Annotated in this window: 14 protein-coding genes; 12 read left to right on the top strand and 2 right to left on the bottom strand. The window is 64.0% G+C overall.

Going from position 1 to position 13,621, the window contains the following annotated elements:
- Positions 1-54: 54 nt before the first annotated feature.
- A complete protein-coding gene (locus GA566_RS03875; RefSeq protein WP_160471718.1) occupies positions 55-1,587 on the bottom strand; it encodes a helicase HerA-like C-terminal domain-containing protein in 1,533 nt (510 codons plus the stop codon).
- Between the two features lie 284 nt (positions 1,588-1,871).
- Here GA566_RS03875 and GA566_RS03870 point away from each other — a divergent pair, with 284 nt between their 5' ends.
- The 12 genes from GA566_RS03870 (at position 1,872) to GA566_RS03815 (ending at position 12,884) form a co-directional block, all read left to right on the top strand.
- Positions 1,872-2,597: a YebC/PmpR family DNA-binding transcriptional regulator gene (locus GA566_RS03870; RefSeq protein WP_137922918.1), complete on the top strand. Its 726-nt coding sequence runs from the start codon at positions 1,872-1,874 to the stop codon at positions 2,595-2,597.
- Positions 2,598-2,679: 82 nt separating this feature from the next.
- Positions 2,680-3,948 (top strand): phosphoribosylamine--glycine ligase, encoded by a 1,269-nt coding sequence (gene purD / locus GA566_RS03865; protein WP_137922917.1) that lies wholly within the window; start codon positions 2,680-2,682, stop codon positions 3,946-3,948.
- A 176-nt stretch (positions 3,949-4,124) separates the two neighbouring features.
- On the top strand, positions 4,125-5,045 hold the full coding sequence (gene hemF / locus GA566_RS03860; RefSeq protein ID WP_137922916.1) for an oxygen-dependent coproporphyrinogen oxidase: 921 nt from the start codon (positions 4,125-4,127) through the stop codon (positions 5,043-5,045).
- 5 nt (positions 5,046-5,050) lie between these two features.
- Positions 5,051-5,755: a nicotinate-nucleotide adenylyltransferase gene (locus GA566_RS03855; RefSeq protein WP_160473211.1), complete on the top strand. Its 705-nt coding sequence runs from the start codon at positions 5,051-5,053 to the stop codon at positions 5,753-5,755.
- A gap of 45 nt (positions 5,756-5,800) precedes the next feature.
- The gene (gene rsfS / locus GA566_RS03850) at positions 5,801-6,586 is read left to right on the top strand and encodes a ribosome silencing factor (protein ID WP_202126657.1); all 786 of its coding nucleotides are present in this window, start codon (positions 5,801-5,803) and stop codon (positions 6,584-6,586) included.
- A 22-nt stretch (positions 6,587-6,608) separates the two neighbouring features.
- Positions 6,609-7,088: a 23S rRNA (pseudouridine(1915)-N(3))-methyltransferase RlmH gene (gene rlmH, locus GA566_RS03845; RefSeq protein WP_160471714.1), complete on the top strand. Its 480-nt coding sequence runs from the start codon at positions 6,609-6,611 to the stop codon at positions 7,086-7,088.
- Between the two features lie 226 nt (positions 7,089-7,314).
- Entirely contained in the window at positions 7,315-7,917 is a 603-nt protein-coding gene (locus GA566_RS03840) for a nucleoside triphosphate pyrophosphatase (protein WP_137922913.1), read from the top strand.
- An 81-nt stretch (positions 7,918-7,998) separates the two neighbouring features.
- Positions 7,999-9,456 carry a ribonuclease G gene (gene rng / locus GA566_RS03835; protein WP_160471712.1) on the top strand — a complete coding sequence of 486 codons (1,458 nt, stop codon included), beginning with the start codon at positions 7,999-8,001 and terminating at the stop codon, positions 9,454-9,456.
- Positions 9,457-9,550: 94 nt separating this feature from the next.
- Positions 9,551-10,405 carry a phosphonate ABC transporter ATP-binding protein gene (gene phnC / locus GA566_RS03830; protein ID WP_137922911.1) on the top strand — a complete coding sequence of 285 codons (855 nt, stop codon included), beginning with the start codon at positions 9,551-9,553 and terminating at the stop codon, positions 10,403-10,405.
- 62 nt (positions 10,406-10,467) lie between these two features.
- A complete protein-coding gene (gene phnD, locus GA566_RS03825) occupies positions 10,468-11,457 on the top strand; it encodes a phosphonate ABC transporter substrate-binding protein (RefSeq protein ID WP_137922910.1) in 990 nt (329 codons plus the stop codon).
- Between the two features lie 75 nt (positions 11,458-11,532).
- Positions 11,533-12,345 (top strand): phosphonate ABC transporter, permease protein PhnE, encoded by an 813-nt coding sequence (gene phnE, locus GA566_RS03820; RefSeq protein WP_137922909.1) that lies wholly within the window; start codon positions 11,533-11,535, stop codon positions 12,343-12,345.
- 2 nt (positions 12,346-12,347) lie between these two features.
- Positions 12,348-12,884, top strand: a complete 537-nt coding sequence (locus GA566_RS03815; protein WP_160471710.1) for a phosphonate degradation HD-domain oxygenase — start codon at positions 12,348-12,350, stop codon at positions 12,882-12,884.
- 189 nt (positions 12,885-13,073) lie between these two features.
- Here GA566_RS03815 and phnN read toward each other — a convergent pair whose 3' ends face one another.
- Positions 13,074-13,604 carry a phosphonate metabolism protein/1,5-bisphosphokinase (PRPP-forming) PhnN gene (phnN, locus tag GA566_RS03810; RefSeq protein WP_160473210.1) on the bottom strand — a complete coding sequence of 177 codons (531 nt, stop codon included), beginning with the start codon at positions 13,602-13,604 and terminating at the stop codon, positions 13,074-13,076.
- Between the last annotated feature and the right edge of the window lie 17 nt (positions 13,605-13,621).

Raw genomic sequence — 13,621 nt, 5'->3', positions numbered from 1 at the left:
CAATCGCCCGCCAGATGCGGGCGATGTCGTTTCTGAAAGCCGGAAGACGTATTGTTACTTCCGCTTGCCCCCGCCCAGCAGACTGCCGAGCACGCCTCGGATCAGTTCACGTCCGACCTGCGAGCCCACGGTGCGGGCAGCGGATTTCGCCATCGACTCCAGGATCGAATCGCCGCGGCCGGTCTTGCCAGTGCCGCGTGTCAGCGAGCCGAAGATCTCGCCAGCCCAGCTGCCTTCTTCTTCCTTTGCGTCGGGTGCAGGCTTTGCGCCCGCCTTGTCGCTCGCGCCGGTCGGTGCGCCGCGCGCCGCGCCAACGGCCTCGCCGCGCAGCTTTTCATAGGCCGACTCGCGGTCGATGGTTTTTTCATAGGTGCCAGCGACAAGCGAGTTGGCGATCAGGGCGCGGCGCTCCTCATCGGTGGCCGGGCCGATGCGGCTCCCGGGCGGCAGCACCCACGCCCGCTCGGTCACACCAGGCGTACCCTTGGCGTCGAGGCATGACACCAGGGCCTCGCCAACACCCAGTTCGCTGATCGCCTGCTCCAGATCGAGCTTTGGATTCGCACGCATCGTAGTGGCTGCCACCTTCACTGCCTTCTGGTCGCGCGGCGTAAACGCACGCAGGGCGTGCTGCACGCGGTTGCCAAGCTGGCCGAGGACCGTGTCCGGGATATCGACCGGGTTCTGCGTCACGAAGTACACGCCCACACCCTTGGACCGCACCAGCCGCACGACTTGCTCGATCTTGTCGAGCAGTCCTTTCGGCGCGTCGTTGAACAGCAGGTGGGCCTCGTCGAAAAAGAAGACGAGCTTGGGCTTGTCCAGGTCGCCGGCTTCGGGCAACTTCTCGAACAGTTCCGACAGCATCCAGAGCAGGAAGGTGGCGTACAACCGTGGCGCATTCATGAGCTTGTCCGCTGCCAGGATATTGATGACGCCCTGCCCCTTCTCGGTCTGGATGAAGTCTTCCAGGTTCAGCATCGGCTCGCCGAAGAACTTGTCCGCACCCTGCGATTCCAGTGCGACCAACCCGCGCTGGATGGCCCCGATCGACGCCGACGAAATATTCCCGTACTCGGTCGTGAACTGGCTCGCGTTATCGCCCACGTACTGGAGCATCGCGCGCAGATCCTTGGCGTCCAGCAGCAGCAGCCCATTGGCATCGGCAATGCGGAACACGAGGTTCAGCACCCCCTGCTGCGTGTCATTGAGTTCGAGCATGCGGGACAGCAGCAGCGGCCCCATGTGCGACACCGTGGCACGCACCGGGTGCCCCTTCTCGCCGAAGACATCCCAGAGCGTGGTCGGGCAGGCCCCCCAAAGGGGTTCGGGCAAGCCATGTTCGGACAGTCGGGCCTTGAGCTTGTCCGATGCCACGCCGGCCTGGGAAATGCCCGTTAGATCACCTTTGACGTCCGCCATGAAAACGGGGACACCCAGGCGCGAGAACCCTTGGGCCAGGGTCTGCAGCGTGACGGTCTTGCCGGTACCGGTGGCGCCGGTGATCAGGCCGTGCCGGTTCCCCATTTCGGGCAGCAGCATCAGGTCGTGATCGGCATTTTTGGCAATGAGGATGGGGTCGGCCATGGCGGGTCTCGGCAGTCGGCGTGTCAATTGACAGAAAACAGGCAGGAAACCGCGCGGCGCTCGGTGTCCGGCCATCGATCATGGTGCGGCACGGCAGGGGCGCGTGATAAAATCCTGCGCTGATTATAGCCAGCAGATTGGCACATCAATCACATGGCGTGGCCACCGGATCGTCAGGGACAAACCTGGAAACCGACCCGAAACCGGTCACGCGCGGCATCCCGCCGGCGCCATGCCACCGGGCTCCCACATCACACGACACGTTTTCCGCTTCGGAGAGAAACATGGCCGGTCATTCAAAATGGGCCAATATCAAACACAAGAAAGCCGCCGCTGACGCGAAGCGCGGCAAGGTCTGGACGCGTCTGATCAAGGAAATCACCGTGGCCGCCAAGCTTGGCGGCGGTGAGGCCGAATCGAATCCGCGCCTGCGCCTGGCCATGGAAAAGGCCATGGACGCGAACATGCCCAAGGACAACATGCAGCGCGCGATCCAGCGCGGCGTGGGTGGCCTGGAAGGCGCGAACTACGAAGAAATCCGTTACGAAGGCTACGGCCTGTCGGGCGCCGCGATCATCGTGGACTGCCTGACCGACAACCGTACCCGCACCGTGGCCGAAGTCCGCCACGCGTTCTCGAAGCACGGCGGCAACATGGGCACCGAAGGTTCGGTGGCGTTCATGTTCACCCACTGCGGCCAGTTCCTGTTCGCCCCCGGCACGCCCGAGGACAAGCTGATGGACGCCGCGCTGGAAGCCGGTGCCGACGACGTGGTGACCAATGAAGATGGCTCGATCGAAGTGACCTGCCCGCCGAACGATTTCGGCGAGGTCAAGGCGGCGCTGGAAGCCGCCGGCTTCAAGGCCGAGGTGGCCGATGTGGTCATGAAGCCGCAGAACGACGTGAGCTTCACCGGCGACGACGCCGTCAAGATGCAAAAGCTGCTGGACGCGCTGGAAAACCTGGACGACGTACAGGAAGTCTTTACCAACGCGGTGATCGAGGACTGACCCTCGCACCGCGCCCCACGGCGGCAGCCCGGCCTCGTCCAGCTGCCGCTTCTCGCATGCGTTTCTTTTCTGGCAGTGGATCATGAAAGTTTTGGTTGTCGGTTCGGGTGGGCGTGAGCACGCACTGGCCTGGAAGTTGGCCCAGTCGCCCAAGATGCAGGTCGTCTACGTGGCCCCGGGCAACGGGGGCACGGCGCTCGACAAGCGTCTGCAGAACGTGCCGCTGACCGATCCAGAGGTGCTCGCCGCCTTTGTGGAGCGTGAAGGCGTGGCGTTCACCGTGGTCGGCCCCGAGGCGCCGCTGGCCGCTGGTATCGTCGACGTGTTCCGCGCACGCGGTCTGCGCATCTTCGGACCGACGAAGGCCGCTGCCCAGCTCGAATCGTCGAAGGACTTCGCCAAGGCGTTCATGCATCGCCACGGCATCCCCACCGCCTACTACCAGACGTTCTCGGACGCAGCCGGCGCCCATGCCTACATCGACGCACAAGGTGCGCCGATCGTGATCAAGGCCGATGGCCTGGCCGCTGGCAAGGGCGTGGTCGTGGCCATGACGCTGGAAGAAGCGCATAGCGCCGTGGACATGATGCTGGCCGACAACAAGCTCGGTGACGCCGGTGCGCGCGTGGTGATCGAGGAGTTCCTGGAGGGCGAGGAAGCGAGCTTCATCGTCATGGTCGACGGCAAGAACGTGCTGGCCCTGGCCACGAGCCAGGACCACAAGCGCCTGCTGGACGCGGATGCGGGCCCGAATACCGGCGGCATGGGCGCGTATTCGCCGGCCCCGGTGGTCACGCCTGCGCTGCACGCCCGTGCGCTGCGCGAGATCATCCTGCCCACCGTGCGCGGCATGGAAAAGGACGGCATCCCGTTTACCGGTTTCCTGTACGCCGGCCTGATGATCGACAAGGACGGCAACCCGAAGACGCTCGAATTCAACTGCCGCATGGGCGATCCGGAGACGCAGCCGATCATGGCGCGCCTGAAGACCGACCTCGTGGACGTGATGGAAGCGGCCGTGGACGGCAAGCTCGACCAGATTGAACTGGATTGGGATCGCCGCACCGCGCTGGGCGTGGTCATGGCCGCGTACGACTACCCCGAGAACCCGCGCAAGGGCGATGCCATTACCGGCATCCCGGCCGAGACCGACGACGCCGTGACGTTCCATGCGGGCACCACCCTGACCGATGGCACGCTGCTGACGTCCGGTGGACGCGTGCTGTGCGTGGTAGGCCTGGCCGACACGGTCAAGGCCGCGCAGAAGAACGCCTATGCCGCCGTGGAGCAGATCCGCTTCGACGGCATGCAGTTCCGCACCGACATCGGCTATCGCGCGATCAAGCGCTAACGAGTCGGTCACCCGCACGGATCCGGCCAGCGTTGGCGTGAAGTGGGTCTCGAAGTCGGCCCACATTGCCCCCGCAGCCCGCGGGGCGGATCAAGCCGGTACAATCATGACACCGCAATGACGGCCGGCGCACGCAGCCCGGCCGTTTTGCCACCGGCCCACCCCCATCCACGATCATGATCGAATCCCAGGCAGTCCGTGACTATCTGCTCGGCCTGCAAGACCGCATCACCGACGCCATCGCTGCTGTCGATGGCCAGCCGTTCCTGACAGACAACTGGGAAAAGCCTCCCATGGAGCGCTTGCAGGGCAATGGCCGCACCCGCATCCTGGAAGGCGGCAAGATCATGGAACGGGCCGGCGTGGGTTTCTCGCACGTGCGGGGCAGCACGTTGCCGCCGTCGGCCACCGCCAACCGGCCGGAGCTGGCGGGACGTGGCTTCGAGGCGATGGGCGTCTCGCTGGTCTTTCATCCGCGCAATCCGTATGTCCCGACGGTCCATATGAACGTGCGCTGCTTCATCGCCCGCAAGCCCGACGCGCCCGATGAAGAACCGGTCTGGTGGTTCGGCGGCGGCATGGACCTGACGCCCTACTACGGCAATGCGGACGACTGCACGCACTTCCACCGGACCTGCCAGGCTGCGCTGGCACCGTTCGGCGGCGATCTCTATCCGCGCTTCAAGCAATGGTGCGACGAATATTTCTTCCTGAAACACCGCGGCGAAGCGCGCGGCATCGGCGGCATCTTCTTCGATGACTTCTCGGCGCTGGGTTTCGAGCAGAGTTTCGCGATGATGCGCTCGGCTGGCGATGCATTTCTGGACGCCTACCTGCCGATCCTGAATGCGCGCAAGGACACGCCCTATGGCGAACGCGAGCGGGATTTCCAGGCGTATCGGCGCGGCCGCTATGTCGAGTTCAACCTGGTCTTCGACCGCGGCACACTGTTTGGCCTGCAGTCGGGCGGCCGCGCCGAATCCATCCTGATGTCGATGCCGCCGCAGGTCTCGTGGCGTTACGACTGGCAACCGGAGCCGGGCACGCCGGAAGCGGCGCTCTATACCGATTTCCTGCCCGCGCGGGACTGGGCCTGATGTCGATGACCGAAGCCACCCGCCCGACCGGCACTGAAACGACTCGCCCCTATCGCCTGGGTATCCTGGGCGGCACTTTCGACCCGCCGCATCGTGGCCATATCGCACTGGCGGAGCTTGCGCTGGACCACCTCGATCTCGACGAACTGGTCTGGATTCCGACCGGGCAATCCTGGCAGAAGGGTGATCACGTGACACCCGCCGCCGACCGGCTGGCGATGACGGAACTGGCTGCGGCCACGCTCGCCCCGGCACGCGGCGAGGTACGCGTGAGCCGCATGGAGGTGGAGCGCGAGGGCCCCAGCTACACCATCGACACCGTGCGGCACCTGCGCGAGGCCTATGGCGCCCAGGCATCGCTGTCCTGGCTGATGGGTGCCGACCAATTGCTGCGCCTGCACACATGGCACGGCTGGGAGGCACTGTTCGAATATGTGCACCTGTGCATCGCCACGCGCCCGGGTTTCCATCTCGATGCGCTGGAGGGTCCGGTGCTGGAAGCCATGCAGCAACGTCAGGCGGACACGCACCTGATACAATGCACGCCCTCCGGACATATGTGGATCGACCAGACGCTTGCCGTCGACCTGTCGTCCACCGGCCTGCGCCAGCATCTGGCAGGCGGCGTGCTGCCGGACCAGGCAGATGACCAACTGCCGGCCGGCGTGGCACACTACATCGCGCGTCACGGGCTATACCAGAACCCCTGAGCCGACGCGCACCCTACCCGAATGAAGCTGAACAAGAAAGACACCATGGATATTCGTAAACTGCAGCGCGCGATCGTCGACGGACTCGAGGATGTGAAGGCGCAGGACATCAAGGTGTTCGACACCACTCACCTGACCGAACTGTTCGACCGGGTGGTGATCGCCAGCGGTAGTTCGAACCGCCAGACCAAGGCGCTGGCGGCGTCGGTACGGGAAACGGTCAAGGACGCCGGCGGTCATATCATCGCCGTCGAAGGTCTGGAAACCGGGGAATGGGTGCTGGTGGACTGCGGCGATGCCGTGGTGCACATCCTGCAGCCGCAACTGCGCATGTACTACAACCTCGAGGAAATCTGGGGTGACAAGCCGGTGCGCGTGAAGCTGTCGTCCGCAAAGGGCCTGGCCAAGGCCAGCGAACCGATGGACGACGAGGACTCGGAACCATCGCCGCGCGTGCGTCGCCCGTCCAACCTGCGTCCGGCATTGGCCCGCCTGCCGGAAGGCATGAAGGAACCCTCCCCGCCGATGGGCCACGAGGATACCGATTCCGACGCATTGGCCACGATGGGCGCCCGCGCCCGCAAGACGCCGGCCAAGCGCACGACTTCGACTGGCACGGCTGTCAAGAAGGCTCCGGCCCGCAAGACCGCTACCGGCACTGCCGCCAAGGCACCGGCCCGCAAGACCGCCGCCACCAAGACGGCTGCCAAGGCGCCCGCGCGCAAGACCGCCGCCGGCACCGCCGCCAAGGCACCGGCTCGCAAGACTGCCGCCACCAAGACGGCCGCCAAGGCCCCTGCCAAGACCGCAGCGCGCAAGCGCTCGGCCTGACCCGAGCCACCGGGCATCGCACATGCAACTCGTGATCGTGGCTGTCGGCCACAAGATGCCCGCGTGGATCGAATCCGGCTTTGCGGAGTATGCAAAGCGGATGCCGCCTGAACTGCGCATCGAACTGCGCGAGGTCAAGCCGGAAGCCCGCTCTTCCAGCAACAACGCCGCCACGGTGATGCAGCGCGAAGCCGCGCGCATCGACGCCGTGCTCGGGTCATTGTCGAAGCAATGCCGCATCGTCGCGCTCGACGAGCGCGGCAAGGACTGGACGACTGTCCAGTTGTCCGAGCAACTGACCGGCTGGCAACGCGAAGGCGGCGACGTCGCCTTCCTGATCGGCGGCGCCGATGGCCTCGATCCCGCGCTCAAGGCGCGCGCTCACACATTGTTCCGACTCTCCAGTCTGACCTTGCCGCATGGCATGGTGCGAGTGCTGCTGGCCGAGCAACTGTATCGCGCGTGGTCGGTGACGCAGGGGCATCCGTATCATCGGGTGTGAGTTTCTCGCTTCCTATTGTTGTGCTCCCCTCTCCCATGCAATGGGAGAGGGGTTGGGGGTGAGGGCATAGCGGTACAAATTGCGACTTGTCGTGGATAGAACCGCTGGCCCTCACCCCCGCCCCTCTCCCGCAAGCGGGAGAGGGGAGAAAACCGAGAGGGAGCAAACACTCGGCACCTCGCTACCACGCGTACAATCGGCGCACTCCTTTTTCGCACCGATCCCCGTGACCGCCCTCCTCTATCTCGCCTCCCAATCTCCCCGCCGTCGTGAACTGCTGACCCAGCTTGGCGTCACGCATGAATTGCTGCTTGCCGATGCCAGCGAGGATGCCGAGGCGCTGGAGGTCGAGTTACCCGGCGAGACCCCCGATGCCTACGTGCAGCGTGTGTGCGCGCTCAAGGCCGACGCTGCGCTGCAGCGCCGCATTCGGCGTGGGCTGGCCGAGGCGCCGATTCTGACTTCGGATACCACGGTCTGCCTGGGTGGCGAGATTCTCGGCAAACCCGCCGATGCGGCCGATGCAGCAAGGATGCTGTCGGCACTGTCCGGCGCCACGCATCGGGTGCTGACCGCCGTGACCGTAGTGTCGGCGCGAGGCCAGCGCCATGCGCTGTCGATCTCCCACGTCACTTTCCGTGCGATGAGCGGTGCCGAGATCGAGCGCTATGTGGCCAGCGGCGAACCGCTCGGAAAGGCCGGCGCATATGGCATCCAGGGCCGTGCGGCGGAATTTGTCCAGCGAATCGACGGAAGCTATTCGGGTATCATGGGCTTGCCCTTGTTCGAGACGGCGGCGCTGCTGCGCGAAGCGGATCTGCGCTTCTGACAGGCACGATGCCCGGTCGCACCGGGCGACAACAACAAGCGCCGGCCAACCGGCGACGCGCATCCAGCCGCATCTATCGCCATGACCGAAGACATCCTCGTCAATATCACGCCCCAAGAGACGCGCGTGGCCATCGTGCAGCAGGCGGCCGTGCAGGAATTGCATGTCGAACGCACGCTCACCCGCGGGCTGGTCGGCAACATCTACCTAGGCAAGGTCGTGCGAGTCCTGCCGGGCATGCAGTCCGCTTTCATCGATATCGGGCTCGAGCGTGCGGCCTTCCTGCATGTGGCGGACATCTGGCATCCGCGCGATGGCGAGAAGAACGGCCACGCTGCCATCGAAAAAACGCTGTTCGAAGGCCAGGCGCTCATGGTGCAGGTCATCAAGGACCCGATCGGCACGAAGGGCGCGCGGCTTTCCACGCAGGTCAGCATCGCTGGCCGTACGCTGGTCTACCTGCCGCAGGACCCACACATCGGCATCTCGCAACGCATCGAGGGCGAAGTGGATCGCGAAGCGCTGCGTGCCCGCGTGCAGGGTCTCGTCCCCACTGACGAGCGTGGCGGTTTCATCGTGCGCACGATTGCCGAGGAAGCCAGCGACGAGGAGCTTGGCAACGATATCTCCTACCTGCGCAAAATCTGGGCGTCGATCCGCCAGAACGCCACCACGCAACCGTCGCCGAGCCTGCTTTATCAGGATCTGAATCTTGCGCAGCGTGTGCTGCGCGACTTCATCAACGATGCCACCGGCGTGATCCAGGTGGACTCGCGCGAGAACTACCAGAAGCTCGTGGAGTTCGCGCAGGAGTACACGCCGGCCGTGCTGTCGCGGCTGTCGCACTACACCGGCGAGCGGCCGATCTTCGACCTGTTCAATATCGATGCCGAGATCGAGAAGGCGCTGTCGCGGCGCGTGGACCTGAAGTCCGGCGGTTACCTGATGATCGACCAGACCGAGGCGATGACGACCATCGACGTCAACACCGGCGGTTACGTCGGCGCGCGGAACTTCGACGACACGATCTTCAAGACCAACCTCGAAGCGGCGCACACCATCGCGCGCCAGCTTCGCCTGCGCAACCTGGGCGGCATCATCATCATCGACTTCATCGACATGGAAAATGTCGAGCATCGCGATGCGGTGCTGTCGGAGTTGAAGCGCGCGCTGTCGCGTGATCGCACGCGCATCACGGTCAACGGTTTCTCGCAACTCGGCCTGGTCGAGATGACGCGCAAGCGCACGCGCGAATCGCTCGCGCATGTGCTGTGCGAACAGTGCCCGGTCTGCACGGGCAAGGGTCAGGTCAAGACGCCGCGCACGGTCTGCTACGACATCTTCCGCGAGATCATGCGCGAATCGCGCCAGTTCAATCCGCGCGAATTCCGCATCCTCGCCTCGCAGGATGTGATCGACCTGTTCCTCGAAGAAGAAAGCCAGCATCTGGCCATGCTCGGTGACTTCATCGGCAAGCCGATCTCGCTGCAAGTGGAGTCTACGTTTCACCAGGAGCAGTACGACATCATCCTGATGTAGCCTTTGCTCCCCATCGGAAAACCTCCGGTACAAGTCATCGTTCTGTCATCGACTCCCCCCAGAATGCGCAGGTCATTCAAGCAAGGGAGTCGGCATGACGCATGCAATTGAAGTCCGCGGACTGAGCAAATCGTTCCGCGCGGACCGCAAGGCGCTCGACGATGTCACGCTACACATCGCCCCCGGCGAAATGGTTGCGCTGCTGGGCGCATCGGGTTCGGGTAAGTCGACGCTGCTGCGCCACGTGGCCGGCTTCGTCACGGGCGATGCAGGTTCCGGCGAGATCCTCGTCAACGGCCGCACCGTGCAGCGCCATGGTCGTCTGGCCCGCGATGTTCGCAAGGTGCGCGCCGAGATCGGTTTCGTATTCCAGCAGTTCAATCTGGTAGGCCGCCTGCCAGTGATCACCAACGTGCTGGTAGGCATGCTGACGCGCATCCCCGCGTGGCGTGCACTGACCCGCATTTTCAAGGCCGAGGAAGTGCAGGCCGGGCTCGATGCCTTGGCTCAGGTTGGTATAGACGACTATGCGTTTCAGCGTGCATCGACGCTGTCCGGCGGTCAGCAGCAACGTGCGGCCATCGCGCGCACGCTGGTGCAGAACGCTCGCGTGATCCTGGCCGACGAGCCGATCGCCTCGCTCGATCCGGAATCGTCGCGCCGCGTGATGTCGCTGCTCACCCAGATCAATCGCACCCGCAAGGTGGCCGTGGTGGTGTCGCTGCATCAGGTGGATGTGGCGATGCGCTACTGCCCGCGCGTGGTGGCATTGCGGCACGGCAAGGTGGTGTACGACGGCCCTTCGGCTGCGCTGACAACAAGCATGCTGCGCGACCTCTACGGCACCGAAGCCGACGAACTGCTGCACGACAGCGTGCCGGAAGAACCGGCGCCCGCCATTGGCGTGGCAGTCCCGGCCATGGTCCGCATGGATCTGGCCGCGGCCTGATCCGCACTGTATTCCCCCAAGCGTTTCCCATCAGTCCATCAGCTTTCCCAACGGAGTTTTCGATGCTTCGCAGAACCTTTCTCGCCGTGGTGGCCTCGGGTGTCGTGGCGCTGCCCGCTTTCGCCCAGGACGCCAAGACCCTGAACATTGGCTTCATCTCGACGGAATCGTCGTCGAACCTCAAGAGCGCCTGGCAGCCCCTGATCGACGATCTGAGCAAGACGCTCGGCGTGCAGGTCAAGCCGTTCTTCGCTTCCGACTATGCCGGCATCATCGAAGGCATGCGCTTCAACAAGGTGCAGATCGCCTGGTTCGGCAACAAATCGGCCATGGAAGCCGTGGACCGCGCCAACGGCGAAGTGTTCGCCTCGGTGATCGACAAGGACGGCAACCCGGGCTACTGGTCGCTGCTGGTGGTGCGCAAGGACAGCAACATCAAGTCCGTGGAAGATGTGATCAAGCGCGGCAAGGATCTGACCTACGGCGCCGGCGATCCGAACTCGACGTCGGGCACGGCCGTGCCGGGCTACTACCTGTGGAACGCCAACAAGGTAGATCCGAAGACGCTGTTCAAGGCCGTACGCATCGGCAACCACGAAACGAATCTGCTCTCCGTGCTGAACAAGCAGCTCGACGTGGCCGTGAACAACACCGAGAACCTGGAACGCTATCGCATCAACACGGGCAAGAACGCCTATGACGATCTGCGCGTGCTGTGGAAGTCGCCGCTGATTCCGGCTGACCCGATGGTGTATCGCAAGGACCTGACGCCGGAAATGAAGAAGAAGATCCAGACCTTCTTCGTCAACTACGGCAAGGGTGCCGACGCTGCACGCGAAAAGCAGATCCTGACCACGCTGACGTACCAGGGCTTCCGCGCATCGTCCGATGCGCAACTGGTACCGATTCGCCAGATCGAACTGGCGCGCGAAAAGAGCCGCATTGAATCCGACACCACGCTGGCCGACGCCGACAAGGAAAAGAAGCTGGCCGACTTGACGCGCCGCCTGGCCGATCTCGACAAGGCTGCCGCTGCAACGAGCACGCAGTAAGCACGTAGCAAGCCTTACGGGAGGACTGGCATCGACGCCCGCCCTCCCGCTCCGTATGACTTCCGGATTGACCCGATGACCGTCACTGCCAAGCCTGGCCTGCCTCCCTCGCCCCAAAGCACTGTTCGCCCGCCTCGTACATCGCTACCGATGATGATGGTATGGGGCATCGTGCTGGGCATGCTCGCCCTGTCATGGCAAGGCGCCGACATGCGTCCGATGGACCTGTTGCGCGATTCCGGCAACATGGCGAAATTCGCCGCCGAATTCTTCCCGCCCGATTTCCGCGACTGGCGCCACTATCTCGAAGAGATGCTGGTGACCGTACAGATCGCGCTGTGGGGCACTGCACTGGCCGTGGTGCTGGCCGTGCCGCTGGGCCTGCTGTGCTCGGCCAATATCGTGCCGGTATGGATCTATCAGCCCGCCCGCCGCATCATGGATGCATGCCGCGCCATCAACGAGATGGTGTTCGCGATGCTCTTCATCGTGGCCGTGGGCCTGGGTCCGTTCGCTGGTGTGCTGGCCATCTGGATACACACGATGGGTGTGCTGGCCAAGCTGTTTGCCGAAGCCGTGGAAGCCATCGACCCGCGTCCCGTCGAAGGTGTGCGCGCCACGGGTGCTGGCCCGCTTGCCGAGATCGTCTACGGCGTGATTCCGCAGGTACTGCCGTTGTGGCTGTCGTTCGCGCTGTATCGCTTTGAATCGAATGTGCGCTCGGCGTCGGTGGTGGGCATCGTCGGTGCCGGTGGCATCGGCACCGTGCTGTGGGAAATCATCCGCAGCTTCCAGTACGGCCAGACGTGCGCCGTGATGCTGATCATCATCGTGTTCGTGACGGCCATCGATATCGTCTCCGCGCAAATTCGCAAGGTACTGGTCTGATCATGCTGACGCTCCCCCTTATCGAAAACCTGTTCGCCCAGCACGGCACTGCCTACTACGGCGGCGAGGACATCAGCCAGACCGCCCATGCACTGCAATGCGCCCTGCTGGCCGAGCAGGCCGGCGAAAGCGAGGCGCTGATCGTTGCCGCACTGCTCCATGACGTCGGGCACCTGATGCTGGCCGAAAGCAGCACCACGGATATGCGCCACCAGGAAACCGGCGCCGATGCACTGAGCACGCTGTTTGGTGCCGATGTGACCGAACCGATTCGACTGCACGTTGCCGCCAAGCGATATCTGTGTGCGGTGGATGCAGCGTACTTCGACACGCTGTCGCCGGTGTCGGTACACAGCCTGGAGCTGCAGGGCGGGATCTATGGTCGTGACGAGGCCGAAGCGTTTGCAGCAAGACCGCATGCGCTGGAGGCGGTGCGGCTGCGTCGCTATGACGATCTGGCGAAGGTAGTGGATCTGGAAACGCCGCCGCTGGCGCATTATCTGGAAATGGCGGGGCGGTGTTTGCGGGCAGCGGCCTAAGGTCTTTGATTTGCTTTTGCTTTGCTCCCCTCTCCCATGAAATGGGAGAGGGGTTGGGGGAGAGGGCATGGTGGCTCTGCTTGCCGACTTGTCGCAGCTTGCACCGCTGGCCCTCTCCCCCGCCCCTCTCCCGCAAAGCGGGAGAGGGGAGCAAACCGTCAGGGATTTAGGGGCCGTTGGTGATTCAATTCAAACGCGATCCGTCTGAACCAGATCCACCAGCCGTTGCGCCGATTCCTCCAGCACCCCGCTGTTATCGATCTCCACCACGCGCACGCCTTCGGGCACATCGAACCCCTGCGCCGCACGTTGCAATCTCCGTGCAATCCCTTCTTCCGATTCCCGCCCACGCTGCCGCAACCGCGCGGCCAGCACATCGGGTTTCACGCGCACATGCACGGCGCAAAGCTCCGGGTACCGCTTTGCGGCAACAGGCAGATATTCGCGCGAACCATTGACGATGACCTTGAGGCCGCGCGCCAGCCATTGATCGATCTCCACGCCAATGCCGTAATGCAAGCCGTGGCTCTGCCAGTGCAGTGCCAGGCAACCCAGGCCGATACGGCGCTGGAATTCGTCAGAGGTCAGCGCAACAGATGCCTCGTTGGCATCGGCCGCACGGGTAATGTAGCGATGCGCGACCACGATCGGGTCTGCAGGTTTTATGCGCTCGCGTAGTGCGCGCAGGAGCGAATCCTTGCCGCTGCCCGATGGCCCCATCACGTAGAACAGGCCGT

Origin of the sequence: Cupriavidus sp. SW-Y-13 (assembly GCF_009793345.1) — a bacterium.
Lineage (GTDB): Bacteria > Pseudomonadota > Gammaproteobacteria > Burkholderiales > Burkholderiaceae > Cupriavidus.
This window is presented reverse-complemented; position numbering and strand designations above follow the sequence as displayed.